Raw genomic sequence first — 19,073 nt, forward strand, 5'->3', positions numbered from 1 at the left:
TTGGCAAACGATACGAATAACGCGATGGGTGCGAGCGGTGCTGCCGGCACCGAGGTCACGCCGATCATCGAGTTTCGCGACGTGCTGTTTTCCTATGCGGGTCATACGGTGATCGACGGCATTTCATTGCAGGTGAACCGTGGGGAGCTCGTTGCTCTGCTCGGTCCCAACGGCTGCGGCAAGACGACGATCATGCGCCTTATCAACGGCCTTGAACTTGTGGACGCGGGTGCGTATCTGTTTGACGGGCATGCGGTCGATGCGGCATATCTCAAGGATTCCGCGACGGCCCAGCGGTTCCATCAGCGCGTGGGCTTTGTGTTCCAGAATGCCGATGCGCAGCTCTTTTGCGCCACGGTGGGCGAGGAGGTCGCGTTTGGCCCGGCTCAAATGGGGCTGCCGGCAGACGAGCTCGAGCGTCGCGTCCGCGACGCCATGGAGCTGTTCCAGGTTGCCGATCTGGTCGATGCCTCGCCCTATCAGCTTTCGGGCGGGCAAAAGAAGCGCGTGGCGCTGGCTGCCGTCGTGTCGATGAACCCGGATATCCTGGTGCTCGACGAGCCTACCAACGGACTTGACGAGGACTCTTGCGACATCGTGGTCAACTTTCTACTGGCCTATGTTGCTGCCGGTAAGACGGTCTTGATGAGCACGCACCATCAGGATTTGGTACGACGCCTGGGTGCCCGTGCAATCTTTATCGATCGATATCACCATGTGGTCGAGGCGCCGGTATCGTCGTATGGAACCGAGAGCGGCGTTGTGGAATAGTTGCTGCGTGGAGCGTGCGTAGCCGCCCGCGCGGCTTTGCCGTGATGGTATAGTTATCCAGGTTTTTATGGGGGTGGCTATGCCAAGCTGGAACATTCATATCGCTCAGACGGAGCGTTTGCTGGAGCGCACCGGTGCGCTTGCCAATAGCGTGCGCGACCGCAATGCCTTTTTGTTTGGCTGCGTGGTTCCGGATATCTTCGTGGGCTATATGGTCCCTGGCATCGCCGATCCCATCCCGTACCGCATTACGCACTTTGCAAAGCCCGAGCCTATCCCTAAGCCTCGTGAGCATGAGTTCTGGGATACCTATATGGCACCGTTGCTTAAAAGTTCGCCCACCGGTGCGCCAGCTGCCGCGACCTCGATTGTCGAGGAGCGCGAGCGACTCAATCGGGTGCATTATCCCCAACGTTACAAGGACGCCGAGCCGGTCGCCGGTCCCGGTGCTAGCGAGCTTTCGCTCGCGCCCGATGACGTGGCGCAGTCGCTGCTCGATCTGACGCTGGGCGTTTGGTCGCATCTGGTGGCCGATACCGTATGGAATACGCGTGTGAATCAGTACCTGGAGGCGCACGGCGGCAAGCCGTGCGAGGAATTCCGCATTAAAAAGCAAGGCGACTTTGACTGGTTTGGCAAGACACTCGGCATCGTTTCGATACCGCGCGCGACCGATCGCCTGTATACTGCGGCGACCCGTTTTGGTCAGTATCCCATCCATAAGGAGTATGTGCTCAAGACCATCGGCGTTATGCACGAGATTGTACGCGAAAACCCCGGCGAGTCCGATCATCCGCCGTATCGCCTGCTAACCGAGGAGTTTTTCGATACAACGTTTACCGAGGTCATCGAGCTAACCGAGGCGGGATTTGCGGCTCGCGTCGAATCGCCCGATATGCCTGCGCTTCCCCTGATTGCTAGCTGCTAGCTGGCCGGCTTGGCGGTGAATAGCTCAACCCAATTGACAAGTAGCTCTTGCCGCAGGGTGACTTCGGCGGCGCGCTCCTGTTTGGTCTTTGGGGTGTAGGAAAGTCCAGCCTTTTTATGGATGAGCTCGGCTATGTGGTCGAAGCTCTTCTTATCCTTAATCTGGCCAAAGGTAATTTGGATGACGTCGTAGCCCATGCTTGTGAGCGCGGTGGCGCGCTCGGCATCGGAGAGGCTCGCGGCTTCGCTGTCGTGGGCGGAGCGGCCTTGGCATTCAAGGATGACACCCATGCTGTCGGTGGCGCTTTCGATGAGGATATCGGCGTAGCAGCAGGTTTTGTCATACAGCGAGCGCGCGGCGTCGCTGAGTGGGATGCGCACGTTGTTTGCGATGTTGATGCCCATGCCGCCCTCGTCGCGGGGGAGCGAGATAAGCATGGAGGTCTGTACTTCGAAGGGCGAGGCGGTCTGTCCTGTCATGCGTTCGGCGGCCCAGCGGAGCTGCTTAACACCGCGCAGGCCTGCGGCCTGCTTGGCGAACGCGGCGATATCCGCTGCGGAAAGAAGCGGCGTGCGCTTCCACAGGTTGGTATCCTTGCCGTTGACGTCGATAACCCGCTCCCAGCCGCAGTTGGGTGGAATGAGCTTAAGCGAAATAGCTTCATCAAGTTGCCGTTGCGCTCGTTTGCAGGGTGTATACACAGCAAACGAGCTGCACATCTCATAACACGCCATAAGCAGCTGGTTGCGTGAGACCTGCGTAGCAAGGTTGAGCAGTGTGAACTCGGGCGATGTGACATCAAACCCATGCTCGGTTTGCCTAAACGACCCGGGAGGCGGCTCTTGGGTCAGGAGGTGCGATTTAAACAGGCTTCGCGACCCGGATTGTGCCCGAGTGAATACAATCCTGTGAAGCGGTGCGTGAAGCAGGTCTTTTACAACTGCATGACTTCCGAGGCCGCAACATCTGCGATCCATATTGCCAAGGCTAATGGCAGGGTAAAGGCCTAATATCTGTGGCGGGATACGGTGATAGTAAAAAGCGGATTGACCGCATAGCGTCAGGTCCATGACGTCCTCCTGGTCGAAATATGCTTTTGGACCGTGCGATGCCAGTGTCAATTCGGAAGTATGCGGCAAAATCTAAACCTTGTGAGCAGACCTGGCTTTTGAGGCTAGTTTATCAGGCATTTTGTTGCGAAAAAACGGGGTGTGCTCGGAGGTATCAGAATTTGCCGCATACTTCCGAAAAGCAGGTCAATCCGGCTCTTGCTAAAACGATTTAGCAGCGTCGGTTAAGGTGTGGGTTTGCCACCGGGCGAACACTTTTAGCGCTTGGGACTTTATTCATTGGGTCTCGAAGGGTGGATTTCGCGCTTTTGGTAAAGAAATGAGTGTGTGTTTTGCCGTGCGCCGGCATTGGCACAGAAAAAGGGCCCGGAAGGCTTCGCCTTCCGGGCCCTTTGCGATGCAAGTGTGCTTGCAAGTACGACTTAGCGCACCTGAGCGACGTAAGCGACGTTGGTCGAGGAGACCTTGTCCTCGAGCTGGACGCTCATGCGGGGATCGCCAGCGGTGGCGACGGTCAGGTCGCCGGCCTTGACGTAGCCGAGCTCCTTAGCGGTCTCGATCGCCTTGACGATCGTGCCGTTGACGGTGCCCTGGGTAATCTCGGCCTGGTGCGGGATAACGCCCCAGTACATAATCATCTGCTGGACGGCCCACTCGTGGCGGGAGAACGCGCAGATCGGCATGTTGGGACGGAAGTGCGAGATCAGGCGAGCGGTACGACCGGTGGTCGTCGGCACGGTGATGCACTTGGCGCCAACGGTGGTGGCCATGTTCACAGCGGACATACCCACAACGTTGTTAACAACGCGGGTGCCATGAGCGTCGGCCGGAACCTCGAGCGGAGCGTGGGCCGGGAGGTACTTCTCGGTCTCGAGAGCAATGCTGGCCTGCATCTTGACGGCCTCGACCGGGTACTTACCGGCAGCGGACTCGCCAGAGAGCATAACGGCGTCGGTGCCGTCGTAAATGGCGTTAGCAACGTCGGCAACCTCGGCGCGCGTCGGGCGCGGGTTCTGCTGCATGGAGTCGAGCATCTGCGTAGCGGTGATAACGGGCTTGTAGGCCGCGTTGCACTTGGCGATGATCTCCTTCTGGATGTGGGGAACGAGCTCGGGCTTGATCTCGATGCCCAGGTCGCCACGGGCGACCATGATGCCGTCGGAAGCCTCGAGGATCTCGTCGAAGTTCTCGACGCCCAGGGCGCACTCGATCTTCGGGAAGATCGTCACGTGCTCGCCACCGTTCTCGCGGCAAAGCTCGCGGATGCCGCGGACGGACTCGCCGTCACGGATGAAGGAAGCGGCGATGTAGTCGATGTTCTCGGTCAGGCCAAAGAGGATGTCCTGACGATCGCGCTCGGTGATGGCGGGCAGCGAGATGTTGACGTTGGGCATGTTGACGCCCTTGCGCTCGCCGATCAGGCCGTCGTTCTTAACGACGCAGGTCATGTCCTGGCCGTCGACGGACTCGACCTCGAGGGCAACCAGGCCGTCATCGATCAGGATGAGGGAGCCCTTCTCGACCTCGGAGGGCAGAGCCAGGTAGTCGAGGGAGATGTGCTCAGAGGTGCCGTGGAAATCCTCGGTCGTGGGCTGAGCGGTGACGACGATCTTGTCGCCGGTCTTGACGGCAACCTTCTTGCCGTCGACCAGAAGGCCGGTGCGGACCTCGGGGCCCTTGGTGTCGAGCAGGATGCCGACGGGCATACCGAGCTCCTTGGAAATACGACGGACGCGCTCGATGCGACCGTGGTGCTCGTCGTAGGATCCGTGCGAGAAGTTAAAACGGGCGACGTTCATGCCCGCCTTGATCATCTCGCGGATGGTCTCGTCGCTATCGCAGGCGGGACCCATGGTGCATACAATCTTGGTGCGCTTGTACATTCAGACCTCCATCTGACATCGTCTTGCGCTGATAGATAAACCATAAGAAATAAAACCGAGTTGATTATAACGAAATGCCGACCGAATACCCCAAAAAATCGACCGTATGCCGAATTAGAAGTTCATTTTTTGCGGAAAAACGGTATATGCAAAAACTTTACCAACCGTTCTGACCGCTGCTATCTGGGCGATATTTCAGTTTGACGATGCGCCGAAGAAAAAACGTTTTATCAATGTTGAGCATCACACGGTCTGCATCGTTGCACTCGAGCCGTGTTTCCAATTGGAATGTTTTGGCTAGACGCGCCGCTTTGGGGTACCATAGCTCCACTATCAACTGCCGCTCAGCACGGCAGCCTTGATGAGCCCTTGCCCTTCTCCTGGGAATTATGATCGGGCATCAATCTGCTGAGTGGCCCGAATCCCAGGAGGGGACTCTATATGCAAAAGGAATACCTGTCCGCCGCGGCGGAGGTACTCAGCGACCAAGGTGTCGATGAGGACCTCGGCCTGAGCAACGACGAGGCGTCGTCGCGCCTCGCCAAGACAGGCCCTAACAAGCTCGAGGAAGCCGAGAAGACGCCGTTGTGGAAGCGCTTCTTTGAGCAGATGGCCGACCCCATGGTCATCATGCTGATCGTTGCCGCCGTCATCAGTGCACTCACGGGCATGGTCAAGGGTGAGGCGGACTTTGCCGACGTCGCCATCATCATGTTCGTCGTTATCGTCAACTCGGTGCTGGGCGTGGTTCAGGAGGCCAAGAGCGAGGAAGCTCTCGAGGCATTGCAGGAGATGAGCGCGGCGCAGTCCAAGGTTCTGCGCGACGGCAAGCTCGTGCACCTGCCGAGTGCCGAGCTCGTGCCTGGCGATGTGATTATGCTCGAGGCGGGCGACTCCGTCCCGGCCGACTGCCGCGTGCTCGAGAGCGCCACGATGAAGATCGAAGAGGCTGCACTCACCGGCGAGTCCGTGCCTGTCGAGAAGCATGCCAACGTGATCGAGCTCGCCACCGGCACCGACGACGTGCCGCTCGGCGACCGCAAGAACATGTGCTACATGGGTTCCACCGTGGTGTACGGTCGCGGTCGCGCCGTCGTGGTCGGTACCGGTATGAACACCGAGATGGGCAAGATTGCCGGCGCCCTGGCCGAGGCCAAGGAAGAGCTCACGCCGCTGCAGGTGAAGCTTGCCGAGCTCAGCCGCATCCTCACTATCATGGTTATCGTCATCTGCGTCGTCATCTTTGGTGTCGACATCATCCGCCACGGCGTGGGCAACGTTCTCACCGATCCGACCGCGCTGCTCGACACCTTTATGGTCGCTGTCTCGCTCGCCGTCGCTGCCATCCCCGAGGGCCTGGTCGCCGTCGTGACTATCGTGCTTTCGCTCGGCGTGACCAAAATGGCCAAGCGCCAGGCGATTATCCGTAAGCTTTCCGCCGTCGAGACCCTTGGCTGCACACAGACCATCTGCTCCGACAAGACCGGTACCCTTACCCAAAACAAGATGACCGTCGTCAAGCACGAGCTCGCCGCGCCTAAGGAGAAGTTCCTGGCCGGCATGGCTCTGTGCTCCGATGCCCAGTGGGACGAGGAGCTGGGCGAGGCCGTGGGCGAGCCGACTGAGTGCGCGCTCGTCAACGATGCCGGCAAAGCTGGTCTTACTGGCCTGACTGCCGAGCACCCGCGCGTGGGCGAGGCCCCGTTCGACTCGGGCCGTAAGATGATGTCCGTGGTCGTCGAGACCCTGGACGGCGAGTATGAGCAGTACACCAAGGGCGCGCCCGACGTGGTGATCGGCCTGTGCACCCACATCTACGAGGGCGATAAGGTCGTTCCGCTGACCGAGGAGCGTCGTGCCGAGCTCGTGGCCGCCAACAAGGCCATGGCCGACGAGGCCCTGCGCGTGCTGGCGCTGGCAAGCCGCACCTACACCGAGGTCCCGGCCGACTGCAGTCCCGCCGCGCTCGAGCATGACCTGGTCTTCTGCGGCCTGTCTGGCATGATTGACCCGGTCCGCCCCGAGGTCGCCGACGCCATCCGCGAGGCGCATGACGCCGGTATCCGCACCGTCATGATCACGGGCGACCACATCGACACCGCCGTGGCCATCGCCAAGCAGCTGGGCATCGTCACCGATCGCAGCCATGCCATCACCGGTGCCGACCTCGATCGCATGAGCGACGAGGAACTCGACGCGCACATCGAGGACTACGGCGTGTACGCCCGCGTCCAGCCCGAGCACAAGACACGCATCGTCGAGGCTTGGAAGTCGCGCGACCAGATCGTGGCCATGACGGGCGACGGCGTCAACGACGCTCCGTCCATCAAGCGCGCCGACATCGGCGTTGGCATGGGCATCACCGGCACCGACGTCACCAAGAACGTCGCCGACATGGTGCTTGCCGATGACAACTTCGCCACCATCATCGGTGCCTGCGAAGAGGGTCGTCGCATCTACGACAACATCCGCAAGGTCATTCAGTTCCTGCTTTCGGCCAACCTTGCCGAGGTCTTCTCGGTATTCATCGCCACGCTTATCGGCTTTACCATCTTCCAGCCGGTGCAGCTGCTGTGGGTGAACCTGGTCACCGACTGCTTCCCCGCGCTCGCGCTGGGCATGGAGGATGCCGAGGGCGACATCATGAAGCGCAAGCCGCGCAACGCCAAGGACGGCGTCTTTGCCGGTCACATGGGCCTGGACTGCGTGGTCCAGGGCCTGATCATCACCGTGCTGGTGCTGGCGAGCTTCTTTGTGGGCGTGTATTTTGACATGGGCTACATCCACATCGCCGATATGATCGCCGGCAATGCCGACGAGGAAGGCGTGATGATGGCGTTTATCACGCTCAACATGGTCGAGATCTTCCACTGCTTCAATATGCGCAGCCGTCGTGCGTCGCTGTTTAGTATGAAGAAGCAGAACAAGTGGCTGTGGGCTTCGGCTGCGCTGGCGCTGGTGCTGACGGTGATTGTGACCGTGCAGCCGACGCTTGCCGAGATGTTCTTTGGCCCTGTGACGCTTGAGCTTAAGGGCGTTATCGCCGCGCTGGGCCTGGCCTTCCTGATCATCCCGCTGATGGAGATCTACAAGGCGATCATGCGCGCGGTCGAGAAGGAGTAAGCTAACCTGTCCGGGCCCGCCCCTGCGTGTTTTCTTCTTCGCTGGTCCTCGCGCTTCGCGCTGCGGGATCGCTCAGAAGAAACTCCTCCCGGCGGGCGGGCCTTCGGATAGCCTCTCGGGACCGTAAGCTGAGGGAAAGTGTGTGAGCTGGTCGGGCTTTGCCCGGCCAGCTCTTTTTGATTTAAAATACCTGCTCAGTTGTGTGGTTTTGTGCTGGGAGGCGCTTGTGGGCAAGGCTAAGGCTAAGGCGAAGAAAAAGACGACGGGGGCGCGGGCTAAGCGTGACCGTCGTCGGAAGATTGCGACCGAAGCCCCTGCGTCTGCTGAGGAGCTGCTGGCGAGTGTACCGGGGCTTGACGCACTGCAGGATGTTCCGGCGTTCGATGGCCTGCCGGTCGATGCGGCTCAGCGGGCTGCATTTGACGACTTTTGCGCACAGGCCGAGGAGCCCGAGCAGATGCAGCTCGGTGCCGTGGTGCGCCTGGACCGCGGGTTTCCGCTGGTGGCGACTGCCGATGACACGTTTCGTGCCGAGCATGCCGTAGGGTTTGCCAAGTCGCGTGGCGAGGACGAGGTCTTGCTGCCCGCCGTGGGCGACCGCGTGGCGGTTCGCCGTGCTCCCGGGCACGACATGGGCGTGATCGAGTGCGTACTGCCGCGCCGTACGAGCTTTGAGCGTTGGCGTGGCCGTGCCCGCGGTGAGCGCCAGGTACTCTGCTCCAACGTTGACAGCGTGCTGATCGTGCAGGCGCTCGGCGCCGGCGAGGTGCTGCTCGATCGCGTGGCGCGCTCACTGGTGTTGGCGCTCGATTGCGATGCCGAGCCGGTAGTGGTGCTCACCAAGGCCGACCGCTGCGAGGCCGATGAGCTCGAGCGCGATCTGGACCGCGTGCGCCGTCTGGTGGGTCCGGACGTGCGCGTGATCGTGACGTCTTCTGCCGAGGGCCTCGGCCTGGACGAGGTGCGCGCCTGCGTGCCGGCTGGGGGCTGTGCCATGATCTTGGGCGAGTCGGGCGCCGGCAAGTCAACGCTGCTCAACGCGCTGTTGGGCCACGACACCCTGGCCACTGGCGGCGTGCGCGAGCGTGACGACCAAGGTCGCCACACCACGGTTGCGCGCGTGATGGTGGCGCTGCCGGGCGACGCCGGCGTGATCGCTGATGCTCCGGGCCTGCGCAGCCTGCCGCTCGTGGGACATGAGCGGGGTCTGGCGCGTGCCTTCCCCGAGATCATCGAGGCGTCGCGTGCGTGCCGGTTTGGCGATTGCACGCACACTCACGAGCCGGGTTGCGCCGTTCGCGAGGCCGAGGACACGGGGCAGATCGACAGCCTGCGCCTAGAGACGTTCCAAAACCTGGCGTCATCCATGCGCGTGAGTGCCCAAATGCTCGATCCCGATGTCCATCTGTAATTGATTTTTCCTATGACAGCCGCCTCCCAACTGCTTGGGAGGCGGCTTTTTTGCTGCCAAAGCGTCTCGAAATATGCGTTTTGCCGACGTTCTGACCAAAACCTTGCCACGAGCTTGACGGGCTGGTCAGCTTTTGGTCAGCAATTGGTTTGACACCTAAAACCAAGATCGCGATTGCGCCGCTTTGCGCCCTGGTCGCCCAGACAATGGTGGTACGGGCATTTGCCCGGTGCTACCTTGAGAGGAGCGGCCGTGAACAAGAGCAAGCGCATCGCCATCAGTCTGGTCGCGGGCGTGCTTGCCGCGGCGCTCTGCATGGTCTACGGCTCGTCGATCCGCTCGCAAGCCGAGCAGGCCCAGGCCGATACTTTGGCAAAATACGGCGGCGACCGCGTTGAGGTGTGCGTCGCGGCGCGCGATATCGATGCGGGTGAGACCCTCGACGAGACTAATGTCATAACTCAGGAATGGCTGGCGAGTCTGTTGCCGCGTGATGCGGCGACCGAGCTGCGTCAGGTGCGCGGCGACGTGACGACCTCGCGCATTCCCAAAAACGCCGTGATCTGCAATGTCTACACCAAGGCCGAAAGCCACAAGCTCGAGGTGCCTAAAGGCAAGGTTGCCGTTTCGGTGGCGGTCGATGCCGAGCACTCGGTCGGCGGCGCCACGGGCGTGGGCAGCTATGTGGATGTGTACGTGCAAAAAGATGGCGTGACCGATCGTTTGTGCGGCGCGTACGTGATCGATACCAGCGAAGATGCCGGCACCACGCGTGAAGGCAAGATCGAGTGGGTGACGCTGGCGGCAGACCCCGAAGACGTCAAGGAATTGCTGGGAGCCTCGGGAAAGGGAACGGTCAGCTTGACGATTCCCGCCACGGCGCGCGGCAAAAAGAGCGGAGGCGACGAGTGATGAAGGCGATCTGGCTTGCGTGCTGCGTGTGCGGCGATTACGGGCTGCTACAGCAGGAAGTCGAGGGTCGCGATGTGGGTGCGCAGGTGCTTCGCGTGGGCGACCTGGACGGGCTGGTATCCATGGCGCGGGCGTTTCCGTCGCGCCGCGGTGCCGCCATCATCGCGGCGTCTCTGTTCGATACCGAAGACGTGCGGAAGACCGTTGCGTGCCTGACGGCCGAGGGCCGTGTGAGCCGCGTCGTCGTGTTGATCGAGACATTCGACCCGTCGGATATCGAGGGGCTGTTTCGCGCGGGGGCGACCGAGGTCATCGCTGCGCACAGTTTGTGCGGCAACGGGCGCGCGGGCGAGGGAACGGTTGATTCCGATCGGCGCATGACGATTGAGCCCGATGCTTTTGTTGATAGGGAACCCGGGGCGCCTCGCGCTACAAGAGGCCCGCGTGTTGATGAATATGGAAAAGCGGAAGCCGAGCATGGTCGGCGCCTCCGGGACCCCCTTGCATACGATGACGCTGGAAGGCCGGTACCGTATGGCGATGACGTTCTGGCTGAAGACATGGGATACGTGCACGGCGTAAATCTGGCCGATGAGCTCGACGAGGTCGAGGGTTTTGCCGGGGCTGACGAGCCGTGTGCCGCTGCGTCTTTGGCTTCGGAATCGCAGCCCGGGCAGCCTGCCATGCCGGCTTGGGCTCAGCGCGTGACCGCGGCGGGGGAGACGGGGATGTTATCGCCCACGTCCGTGTCGCCGGTTCCTGCACCGTCGGCCCCCGCGCCGTCGGCGGACGCTTCGATTCCGCCGCGTCGGGCGCCGGTCGTCTGCGCCGTCTCGGGTTCGGGCGGTTGCGGCAAGTCGACGATCGTTGCCACCATGGCGCATGCGGCGTCGCTGTTGGGTTTGCGTGCCGCCGTGCTCGACTTGGACCTCATGTTTGGAAACCTATACGATCTGCTGGGTGTCGATGCCCCGCACGATATGGCGACGCTTATCGAGCCGTCGGCGGCGGGCGCACTTGCCGAGCCGGATATCGTGGCCGCATCGATGCGCGTCGCCCCGGGCGTCACGCTCTGGGGGCCTGTCGCGGCCCCCGAGAAGGCCGAGCTCATGGCACGTCCGGTGGAGCTATTGCTCGATGTTTTGCGTCGCGAATCCGACGTGGTCTTTGTCGACACCTCGGTCTTTTGGGGTGATGCCGTGGCCGCCGCGGTGGCGGCGAGCGACCGTTGCCTGGTCGTAGGCGATGCGGCGGTATCGTCCGCGACATCCGCTTCGCGCGTCATTGAGCTGGCGAGCCGCGTGGGCGTGCCACGCACGCGCATGAGCGCCGTGTTCAACCGGTTTGGTGCGCGCGGTGCCGACGAGGACGTCGCCATGCGCTTTGAGATTGCCTGCGCACTGAGCTCCAAGATCCGCATTGCCGATGGCGGTCAGGACTTGGCCGCGCTCATGGCATTCGGTCGCGCCGACGAGGCAGTGGGTCAGACGAGCGCTTTTGCGACCAGCGTGCGCGAGGCCACGCGCGAGATGCTCGTGGAGCTGGGCTGTGCCGTCGGTCCCTGGAGCGATATGGTCGCCGACCGCGCGACCCGCACCGAGCGCCCACGCATTCGTCTTCCCTGGTCGCGTGAGGGTGATTCGCGATGAGTCTGCAGACGAGGATTAAAGCCGCTGGCGCGGTCGCCGCGGCTGCCCCCGTTGATGCGGGACGCCGCCGTGCCGTTAAACGCCGCACCAAGCGTGCGGTGATGGACCGCATGGGCTACGACGAGGTGGCGCGCATCAGTGCCTACGTCGACTCGGCCCTTGCCCGCTCTGAGCTACGTCCGGCGGTGGAAGCGGCGCTCAACGTGGAAGAGCCGACCGACTTGGCGACGCCTGAGCGTGAGACCATCATCGACGAGATCCTGGATGACGTGGTGGGCCTGGGACCGCTGCAGCCGCTCATCGAGGACGACACCGTTACCGAAATCATGATCAACGGCTGTCGCTCTGCCTTTTTTGAGCGCAGTGGCGTTTTGTATCCCATCGAGCACGCGTTTGAGGACGACGAGCAGATCCGTGTGCTCATCGACCGAATCATCTCGCCGCTCGGCCGTCGTATCGACGAGCGTAGCCCCATCGTCAACGCCCGCCTCAAGACGGGCTATCGCGTCAACGCGGTGATTCCACCCGTGGCGATCGACGGGCCAATCCTCACCATCCGTAAGTTCTCGGACCGTATCTGTTCGTTGGATGAGCTTGTGGGGTTGGGGTCACTGCCGCTTTGGTATGCGCAGCTGCTGTCGTGCGCGGTGTCGTTGCGGCAGGACTTGGCGGTTGCGGGAGGCACGGGGTCGGGCAAGACCACGCTGCTCAACGCGCTGTCGTGCGAGATTTCCACCGGCGAGCGCATCGTGACGATCGAGGATTCCGCCGAGCTCAAGTTTGCACATCACCCACACGTTGTTCGTCTGGAGGCGCGTGAGGCGTCAATCGAGGGCGAGGGTGCGGTGACGATTCGCGACCTGGTGACCAATGCTCTGCGTATGCGCCCCGACCGCATCGTCGTGGGCGAGGTGCGCGGCGCCGAGTGCTGCGACATGCTGCAGGCCATGAACACGGGCCACGACGGCTCGCTCACCACGCTCCATGCGGGTACCGAGCAGGAGACCGTGGTTCGCCTGACGCTGCTTGCGCGCTACGGCATCGATTTGCCGAGTGAGCTTATCGAAGAGCAGATCGCCATGGCGATCGACGGCATCGTGATGTCCGAGCGTCATGCAGATGGCAAGCGCTTTGTGGCCTCATATTCGGGGGTTCACCGCGGCGCGTCGGGCGGTGTCGAGCTCGAACGCTATGTGACGTTCGATGCCGCCGAACGCACCTGGACGCTCGACCGCGAGCCGCCGTTTATTGCGGAGGGCTTGCGGTCGGGAACGCTCACGCAAGAGGAGGTGGACGAATGGAGATCGCTATGCCCCTCGTCGTAGGGGGTTTGGCGGGGCTTTCTGTCGCGACGGCGTGTGGGGCAGAACCTCGTGTGCCGCGGATGCCACCGGCGGAGCTGGCGCGCCAGACGCTCGAATCGATGGCGGAGAAGCTGCCCCGTGAGTTGGCGGAAAACGACCTGCTGACAAAGATTGCCCGCTCGTGGGCGTCGCTGATCCCCGCAGATCGCCTTGGGCTTGCTATTGAGGATAACGCGGCTCGTCTGGCATTTCTGCTGCTGTCGAGCGGTATCTGCAGCGTTTTGCTGGCCGTTGCGTCGTTGTCGCCCATCGGCTTTGTCTTGGGGCTGGTGGCGCCGTTTGGCGTGGGCGCCGCACGTGACACCTTCGATCGCCGACGCGAACAGCATGATGTAGAAGAGGCCATGCCCGAGGCATTCACGGCGTTATCCATGTCGCTTGCCTCGGGGCATTCGTTGGCACAGGGCATGCGCTTTGTGGGCGCCCATGCGCAAGAGCCGGTGCATACCGAGTTTTTGCGGGTGGCGGCGGCAATCGATTGCGGCATCTCGGCGACCGACGCACTCGATGACCTACTCGTTCGCATCGATGTCCCCGGCCTTTCGCTTGTCACCTTGGCGCTCAAAGTGTCGCAGCGTACCGGGGCTCCACTTGCCGGCTTGCTGTCCGAGGCGTCGAGCATGGTGGGTGAGCGCATTGAGCTCAAACGCCGTCTGGACGTTAAGACGTCACAGGCGCGTATGTCGGCACACATGGTCGCGGCGATGCCGGCGGGCATGTGCGCGGTGCTGGCCTTGCTTTCGGCGGACTTTCGCCGCGGTCTTGCGACGCCGGCTGGTGCGGGCGCCGTGGTGCTGGGGCTTGCCCTCAACGTCGTTGCCTTGGTAGTTATCCGGCGCATTATGCGGGTGGAGTTATGAGCGCCCTGGTCGGGGTCGCGGCCTGTCTGTGTGCCCTGAGCGTATTTGCCGCGACGGGTTTGGAGCGCGCGGATGCTCGCAAGATTGCAGAGACGTGCAAGCGTGAGGCGGTACTGGTCATTGCTGCGGGCTGCTCGGTGATTGATGCCCTGACCGCGCGAATGAAGGGCGCGATTGGGGCGGGCGGCCCGGCGCGGGTGTCGCTCGGCGAGGTGTCCGAGATGATCGACGTGGTGCGCCTGGGGCTTTCTGCCGGCCTTTCGTTTGATGCGGCGCTCGAGATTTTCTGTGCCAATCGTCGGTCGGTGCTGGCCGTCCGTCTTGAGCGAGCCTGCATGGCATGGCAGGTGGGCGTGGGGACGCGCGAGGCCGAGTTGTTGGCTGCCGCGCGTGATTTGGACGTGAGGGCGCTTGAGACCTTTGCCATCACGGTGGGGCAGGCGCTTGCCCTGGGCGCTCCGCTGGCCGAGACGCTGGCTGCTCAAAGTCGCGAGATCCGTGCGGCCCATCGCGCCGCAGTCGAGCGCGAGATCGAGCGCGCGCCGGTTAAGTTGCTGATTCCCACCGGCACGCTCATCTTGCCGGCGTTGCTTCTGTCCATATTGGGCCCGCTGCTGGGAGCTGGCGGGATGATGTAGGGAGGAATACATGAACACGATGACCGACATTGCGGGCAAGGCTTGGAGCTGGGCTTTTTGCCGGGCAATCCGCGCTCGCCAGCGTGCCGAGGCGCTGTTGCGGGAGGAGAGCGCGCAGGGCACTACCGAATACGCCATCTTGGTCGGCGTGCTCGTAGTGATCGCGATTATCGCCATCGTCGCGTTTAAGAGCAAAGTCGAAGAACTATGGAACGCGATCAAAGACGGCATCAACAGCCTGTAGGAGGCAGGCGGCCTGTTGGTTCGCCGCTGGTGCTCGTCTGTTTGCTCGTGGCAATAGCGGTGGCGTTTTGGGGGCTGGGTGTTGCGCGGCAGCAGCGTCCAGGCGCTACTGCCGATTTGGGATCGGGCTCGGCGGCGGTGTCACAAGCGGAAGGCGCGCAAGATACGGGCGGTCAGGATGCCGCCGTCACGGCTCGGACCTTTTTGCAGGCACTCGACGAGAGGGCGGCCAGTGCGACGGAGCCGTCTACAGACAACGCGATTGCGGTTCGGCTCGCATGGTCCGAGGACCGGCCGATGACCGAGGCAGCGGCAGACTTGCTGCGTGCCTATCGCGAGGTGCCAACGGCCCAGCTCGCCCTGAGCGGCTATCTCGATATTAAGGGCAACGTATGGGGCGCCATCGTGCGCGATGGGCGAGGCTGGGTCGACATGGTGACGGTTGCTGCGGATGCCGGCGATGCCTCGTGCCGCCTGCGTGCCGTGCGTCTGGTTCCGCAAACAACGGAGTCAAAGGAGGGGTCGTGAAATGCATGATGTCCTGCGTGAGGAATCTGCTCAGTCGACCGTCGAATACGCCATCGTCACCGTGGCGCTGTTATCGATTGTGCTGGCGATTGCGGGGCTTTGGCGCGCTGGCACTGATGGGCGCTTGGCGGCACTGGTCGAGCGGGCAGCGTCTCATGGCGTCGCTCCGTCGTCGGTTATCGATGCCGCGACGGGTGCCAAGGACATCGCTCTGTATTGATATCGCGTGCGAGGATCGGGCGCAGTCTACGGTCGAGGCCGCCTTTTTGCTGCCGACGTTTTTGACGCTTATCTTGCTCGCGTTGCAGCCGGTGTGCCTGCTCTATACGCGTGCGGTCATGGAGTCTGCCGCCGCCGAGACCGCGCGGCTTATGATCACGACGACGGTGCGGGGCGACGATGACCTTAAGGAGTTCACTCGCCGCAGACTTGCCGCGGTGCCCAACGTCTCGATTTTTCATGCCGGCGGGCCGCTGTCGTGGGATATCGAGTTGGGGCGGGCCGGTGCCGGCGGCGTTTCGTCCGTGTCCGTTACCGGCGAGGTTAAGCCGCTGCCCGTGATCGGTGCATTTGTGCAGGCCATGGGCAGTGCGGGTGAGGGCGGCTATGTCGAGCTCAAGGTCGACGTCTCGTATCGATCGCGTCCCGAATGGCTGGAGGGAGATTATGATTCATGGATTGCTGCATGGGATTAGGCGCTGCCTGTTGCGGGCGACGCAAGGGTTTGCGGCCCGCCGTCGACCAGGCGCTCGCCGCAAGCGGGGCGGCTTTATGGGCCGTGCCGGTATCGACTTGTTTATCGAAGACGGCGCCTATACCACGCTCTCCTCTGCGGTTGTCATTCTGGTGGTGCTTACGCTGCTGTTTTCGTCGACCGCGGCGATATGGAGCATGTCGCGCGCCGGAGACACCCAGGTGGCGGCCGATAGCGGTGCACTGGCGGGCGCCAACGTGGTGTCGTCCTATCACACGGCCGCCACGGTGGTGGATGCGAGCATTTTGAGTTTGGGCCTGGCGGGGTTTGCCACGATCGGCACCGGCTTGGTCGCCATCCTCATTCCGGGCGCCGAGGTCGTTGGCAGCGATATCATCGACACGGGGACCAAGATCATTAAAACACGCAACAAGTTTGCCAAAAGCGCGTCAAAGGGATTGCAAAAGATCGAGACCGCCTTGCCGTATCTGGTTGCCGCGCGCGCCATGCAGACAGTATCGGCGCAGGATACCGACGGCGTGACCTATACCGGTACGGCGCTTGCCGTGCCCAGGACATCCGAGTCAGATTTCGTTGCGCTCGAAGGATCCGAAATCTCGACCGATGCCATTAAAGATGCGTCGGAAGATCTGGAACGCGCGGCCGAGGAGCTACAAAAAGCATCGGAGGAGACGGCGAAGGCCAAAGAGCGCGCTTGGCTGGCGGATTGTGGCGGGTCGGACGAGAGTTCGATTGGCAAGTACTCGTGTATGTGGGAGCGTGCGAAAAAACTAGCAGAACTATCTGACAGCCAGAACCGTCATGAAAAGTCGAGCATCACATGGGAGCCGCAAATAGCGCTCGATCGCGCGAAAACCTATTACCGACAGCGCTTGGCGAATGAAAAACCTCAGGGATCGAGCGTCGAGATGAAAGCGCAGTCAGCCGCTCGAAAAGCGTTCTATGCCTATGCGATTGAAGAGGTCGATCGAGCATACATAAAAGATGATGGCGAACGGTTTTCTGCCTATATCCCACTATTGCCGCGTGTCCCAAACGAGGTGCGGCCGACCGAACTTTACACCGATGCCGCATGGCCTGTAAGCAACAACGACGGCAGAACATACCTGCATTATGGAGTCGAATGCCCCGTCTATCAGAAAGGGACTCCGAGTGGGCTGGCATCTGTTGCTGATTATGATGGTCGTGATACATGCGAAGCGTGCGGCTTCGGCGTGGTTACGCTTGGAAGCGCCCTCATGCCGCCATCGTTCATCGAAAACGGCTTCGAGTACCACTTTGACAAGTTCAAAGAGGCTCTGGAAGACTACGTCGAATGCCGCAACAAGGAGTTCGAGCTCGAGCGTCAGACCGAGGACGAGGCCGACCGTGCAGGCAATGCGTTTGACCAGGCCATTAAAGCGCTTTCCGGCGAGCGCCCGCGTATCGCCCCACCTGGACGCAACGGCGTGGTCGCATTTGCAGTTTCGGGTGATATTACCAGCCCCGATCAACTTAACTCCTCGTTTAACACGGCAGTCAGGCTTGGCGATCGCGGTGCTATCTCTGCCGCGGTGCTGGCGCCCGATGAGGCGACGGCGCAAAACAACGTGCTTTCGCGATTTTTCTCGACATTGAAGGAACGCTCGGGCGGCGTTGCCGGCGTGCTCGACGGCGTCATGGATGTTTGGGGACGGCTGCTCGTGGGATACGGTGATATCCAAGGTTCGGCCGACGAACTTATGGACGAGATGATTAAAGACCTAGGAGGGGGCAGCGGTGCGTTGGGCTCCATTGCATCGTGGCTCGGCGATACCGTTTCGGCGTCCGTGGCGGCGTTGGGTCTGGAACCGTGCGACTTGCGCCTGCGAAAGCCGGTGCTGACCGATTCCGCCAACGTCATTAAGAGCCCGGGGTCTGACATTGCGGGTCTCTCTCAAGCACAAGACAAACTGCGAGGTATTCCGTTGGGCGTGACCGATCCCAAGGCGCTTTGCGAGGCGTTGGAATATCAAGTCGAACGCACCATTAGCGGTACGGTGTTCACGCTTGCGGAGATTCCTCTGCCCGGCGGCGGCTCCATCCCACTCACCGTCGATGTCGCCACGCTGGTTGGCGCTCTGGGCGGTGGGTCGTAATGAGTATTCGCATGCGTCTGCGCGAGGAGCGCGCCCAGGCGACGGTGGAGATGGCAGTGGTTACGCCCGTTTTGCTGGTGCTGGCACTCATCGTGTACAACGTCATGATCTTTGCCGGCGCTGTCGCGCGCTTCGACCGCGTGGTGCCCGACATCGTGCTGGCGCACGCTGTGGCGCCGGGCGGGGAGGGTGACGAGAGCTCTGCCGATGCCTCGGCGACGGTCCAGACTCAAATTCTGAATGCCATGGAAGGCTATGACTTACAGATCGAAGTGTCGAGCGAGCAAGGCGCGGAGGCATCGGATGGTGGCCTGCTCTCCCTATCCGGTACGTTTAGGACCTACACCTGCACCATGCACTATGAGCCGTGGCCGACTTCTCTCAGCATCGCTGGCGTTCTGCTGGGGGCGCCGACAACGTTGTCGCACGAGCGCGCGGTGACGGTCGATCCATGGCGTCCGGGGGTGGTCATGTGACCGCGGTCTCGTCCTACATCGCCTACGCGCGGGCACTCAACAGGCTGGGTTGGACGCCGGTCGAGTTTGCGGTGGCGGAGTCGTTTGCCGTGCGCCTGCGTGGCATGCTGGGACGGCGTCCGGTTGCCGCCAACGGCCTGCCGCTCGTCATGGCGTTTCCACACTGCTCTTCGGTCTATACGTGTTTTATGGCCTATCCCATCGACATCGCCTTTATCGATGCACGCGGCTACGTTCTCGTATGCTACGAAAACGTACGTCCATGGCGTATGTGCTCCTGCCCCGGCGCCTGGGCCGTACTAGAGCGTCCTTCAATCATTGTTTCGACCCCTGCTCTCCAACGCGTGCCGGCTTAAGAATTGGCGACAGTGGACTTTCGTCATAC

Annotated in this window: 18 protein-coding genes; 16 read left to right on the plus strand and 2 right to left on the minus strand. The window is 61.9% G+C overall.

What is annotated here, in order from left to right:
- Both I1969_RS07315 and I1969_RS07320 read left to right on the plus strand, forming a co-directional pair.
- Window positions 1–771, plus strand: a complete 771-nt coding sequence (locus I1969_RS07315; protein ID WP_052044000.1) for an energy-coupling factor ABC transporter ATP-binding protein — start codon at window positions 1–3, stop codon at window positions 769–771.
- A gap of 79 nt (window positions 772–850) precedes the next feature.
- Complete coding sequence (locus I1969_RS07320) at window positions 851–1,699, plus strand: hypothetical protein (protein WP_229028321.1); 849 nt, start codon at window positions 851–853, stop codon at window positions 1,697–1,699.
- On the opposite strand, the gene I1969_RS07325 is transcribed toward I1969_RS07320, so the two are convergent.
- Window positions 1,696–2,433, minus strand: coding sequence for a hypothetical protein (locus I1969_RS07325; protein ID WP_138374408.1), 738 nt, complete (start codon window positions 2,431–2,433; stop codon window positions 1,696–1,698). The two genes, I1969_RS07320 and I1969_RS07325, sit on opposite strands and share 4 nt — an antisense overlap.
- Window positions 2,434–3,191: 758 nt before the next feature.
- Entirely contained in the window at window positions 3,192–4,652 is a 1,461-nt protein-coding gene (pyk, locus tag I1969_RS07330) for a pyruvate kinase (RefSeq protein ID WP_195234220.1), read from the minus strand.
- Between the two features lie 441 nt (window positions 4,653–5,093).
- Between pyk and I1969_RS07335 the strand changes: the two genes are divergently transcribed.
- The 14 genes from I1969_RS07335 (at window position 5,094) to I1969_RS07400 (ending at window position 19,044) form a co-directional block, all read left to right on the plus strand.
- Window positions 5,094–7,775, plus strand: coding sequence for a cation-translocating P-type ATPase (locus I1969_RS07335; RefSeq protein WP_195234221.1), 2,682 nt, complete (start codon window positions 5,094–5,096; stop codon window positions 7,773–7,775).
- Window positions 7,776–8,232: 457 nt separating this feature from the next.
- Window positions 8,233–9,186, plus strand: coding sequence for a ribosome small subunit-dependent GTPase A (gene rsgA, locus I1969_RS07340; RefSeq protein WP_195234267.1), 954 nt, complete (start codon window positions 8,233–8,235; stop codon window positions 9,184–9,186).
- A gap of 252 nt (window positions 9,187–9,438) precedes the next feature.
- Window positions 9,439–10,098, plus strand: coding sequence for a Flp pilus assembly protein CpaB (gene cpaB / locus I1969_RS07345; protein ID WP_271748039.1), 660 nt, complete (start codon window positions 9,439–9,441; stop codon window positions 10,096–10,098).
- Complete coding sequence (locus I1969_RS07350) at window positions 10,098–11,747, plus strand: AAA family ATPase (RefSeq protein ID WP_195234225.1); 1,650 nt, start codon at window positions 10,098–10,100, stop codon at window positions 11,745–11,747. The genes cpaB and I1969_RS07350 overlap by 1 nt, the downstream gene beginning before the upstream one ends.
- Window positions 11,744–13,072, plus strand: coding sequence for a CpaF family protein (locus I1969_RS07355; RefSeq protein WP_195234227.1), 1,329 nt, complete (start codon window positions 11,744–11,746; stop codon window positions 13,070–13,072). Before I1969_RS07350 ends, I1969_RS07355 begins: the two co-directional genes overlap by 4 nt.
- On the plus strand, window positions 13,045–13,971 hold the full coding sequence (locus I1969_RS07360) for a type II secretion system F family protein (protein WP_195234236.1): 927 nt from the start codon (window positions 13,045–13,047) through the stop codon (window positions 13,969–13,971). Before I1969_RS07355 ends, I1969_RS07360 begins: the two co-directional genes overlap by 28 nt.
- Complete coding sequence (locus I1969_RS07365) at window positions 13,968–14,609, plus strand: type II secretion system F family protein (RefSeq protein WP_138339730.1); 642 nt, start codon at window positions 13,968–13,970, stop codon at window positions 14,607–14,609. The genes I1969_RS07360 and I1969_RS07365 overlap by 4 nt, the downstream gene beginning before the upstream one ends.
- Window positions 14,610–14,619: 10 nt before the next feature.
- Complete coding sequence (locus tag I1969_RS07370) at window positions 14,620–14,853, plus strand: hypothetical protein (RefSeq protein ID WP_195234238.1); 234 nt, start codon at window positions 14,620–14,622, stop codon at window positions 14,851–14,853.
- Between the two features lie 296 nt (window positions 14,854–15,149).
- Complete coding sequence (locus I1969_RS07375; RefSeq protein ID WP_195234240.1) at window positions 15,150–15,380, plus strand: hypothetical protein; 231 nt, start codon at window positions 15,150–15,152, stop codon at window positions 15,378–15,380.
- A gap of 1 nt (window position 15,381) precedes the next feature.
- Window positions 15,382–15,600: a hypothetical protein gene (locus I1969_RS07380; protein ID WP_195234242.1), complete on the plus strand. Its 219-nt coding sequence runs from the start codon at window positions 15,382–15,384 to the stop codon at window positions 15,598–15,600.
- Window positions 15,575–16,075, plus strand: a complete 501-nt coding sequence (locus tag I1969_RS07385) for a TadE family protein (RefSeq protein WP_271748038.1) — start codon at window positions 15,575–15,577, stop codon at window positions 16,073–16,075. Before I1969_RS07380 ends, I1969_RS07385 begins: the two co-directional genes overlap by 26 nt.
- 220 nt (window positions 16,076–16,295) lie before the next feature.
- On the plus strand, window positions 16,296–18,212 hold the full coding sequence (locus tag I1969_RS07390; protein WP_324248654.1) for a hypothetical protein: 1,917 nt from the start codon (window positions 16,296–16,298) through the stop codon (window positions 18,210–18,212).
- Entirely contained in the window at window positions 18,212–18,688 is a 477-nt protein-coding gene (locus I1969_RS07395) for a TadE/TadG family type IV pilus assembly protein (protein WP_195234248.1), read from the plus strand. The genes I1969_RS07390 and I1969_RS07395 overlap by 1 nt, the downstream gene beginning before the upstream one ends.
- Window positions 18,685–19,044 (plus strand): DUF192 domain-containing protein, encoded by a 360-nt coding sequence (locus I1969_RS07400; protein ID WP_271748037.1) that lies wholly within the window; start codon window positions 18,685–18,687, stop codon window positions 19,042–19,044. Before I1969_RS07395 ends, I1969_RS07400 begins: the two co-directional genes overlap by 4 nt.
- The last annotated feature ends 29 nt before the right edge of the window (window positions 19,045–19,073 follow it).

It is taken from the genome of Collinsella aerofaciens (assembly GCF_015548375.1).
GTDB lineage: Bacteria > Actinomycetota > Coriobacteriia > Coriobacteriales > Coriobacteriaceae > Collinsella > Collinsella aerofaciens_AB.

Bases quoted from the DNA above. Each gene is read 5' to 3' on its own strand.
- I1969_RS07320 (WP_229028321.1), top strand. From the start codon at position 851: ATGCCAAGCTGGAACATTCATATCGCTCAGACGGAGCGTTTGCTGGAG.
- I1969_RS07325 (WP_138374408.1), bottom strand. From the start codon at position 2,433: ATGGCGTGTTATGAGATGTGCAGCTCGTTTGCTGTGTATACACCCTGC.
- pyk (WP_195234220.1), bottom strand. From the start codon at position 4,652: ATGTACAAGCGCACCAAGATTGTATGCACCATGGGTCCCGCCTGCGAT.
- I1969_RS07335 (WP_195234221.1), top strand. From the start codon at position 5,094: ATGCAAAAGGAATACCTGTCCGCCGCGGCGGAGGTACTCAGCGACCAA.
- rsgA (WP_195234267.1), top strand. From the start codon at position 8,233: ATGCAGCTCGGTGCCGTGGTGCGCCTGGACCGCGGGTTTCCGCTGGTG.
- I1969_RS07350 (WP_195234225.1), top strand. From the start codon at position 10,098: ATGAAGGCGATCTGGCTTGCGTGCTGCGTGTGCGGCGATTACGGGCTG.
- I1969_RS07355 (WP_195234227.1), top strand. From the start codon at position 11,744: ATGAGTCTGCAGACGAGGATTAAAGCCGCTGGCGCGGTCGCCGCGGCT.
- I1969_RS07360 (WP_195234236.1), top strand. From the start codon at position 13,045: ATGGAGATCGCTATGCCCCTCGTCGTAGGGGGTTTGGCGGGGCTTTCT.
- I1969_RS07365 (WP_138339730.1), top strand. From the start codon at position 13,968: ATGAGCGCCCTGGTCGGGGTCGCGGCCTGTCTGTGTGCCCTGAGCGTA.
- I1969_RS07370 (WP_195234238.1), top strand. From the start codon at position 14,620: ATGAACACGATGACCGACATTGCGGGCAAGGCTTGGAGCTGGGCTTTT.
- I1969_RS07375 (WP_195234240.1), top strand. From the start codon at position 15,150: ATGACCGAGGCAGCGGCAGACTTGCTGCGTGCCTATCGCGAGGTGCCA.
- I1969_RS07380 (WP_195234242.1), top strand. From the start codon at position 15,382: ATGCATGATGTCCTGCGTGAGGAATCTGCTCAGTCGACCGTCGAATAC.
- I1969_RS07395 (WP_195234248.1), top strand. From the start codon at position 18,212: ATGAGTATTCGCATGCGTCTGCGCGAGGAGCGCGCCCAGGCGACGGTG.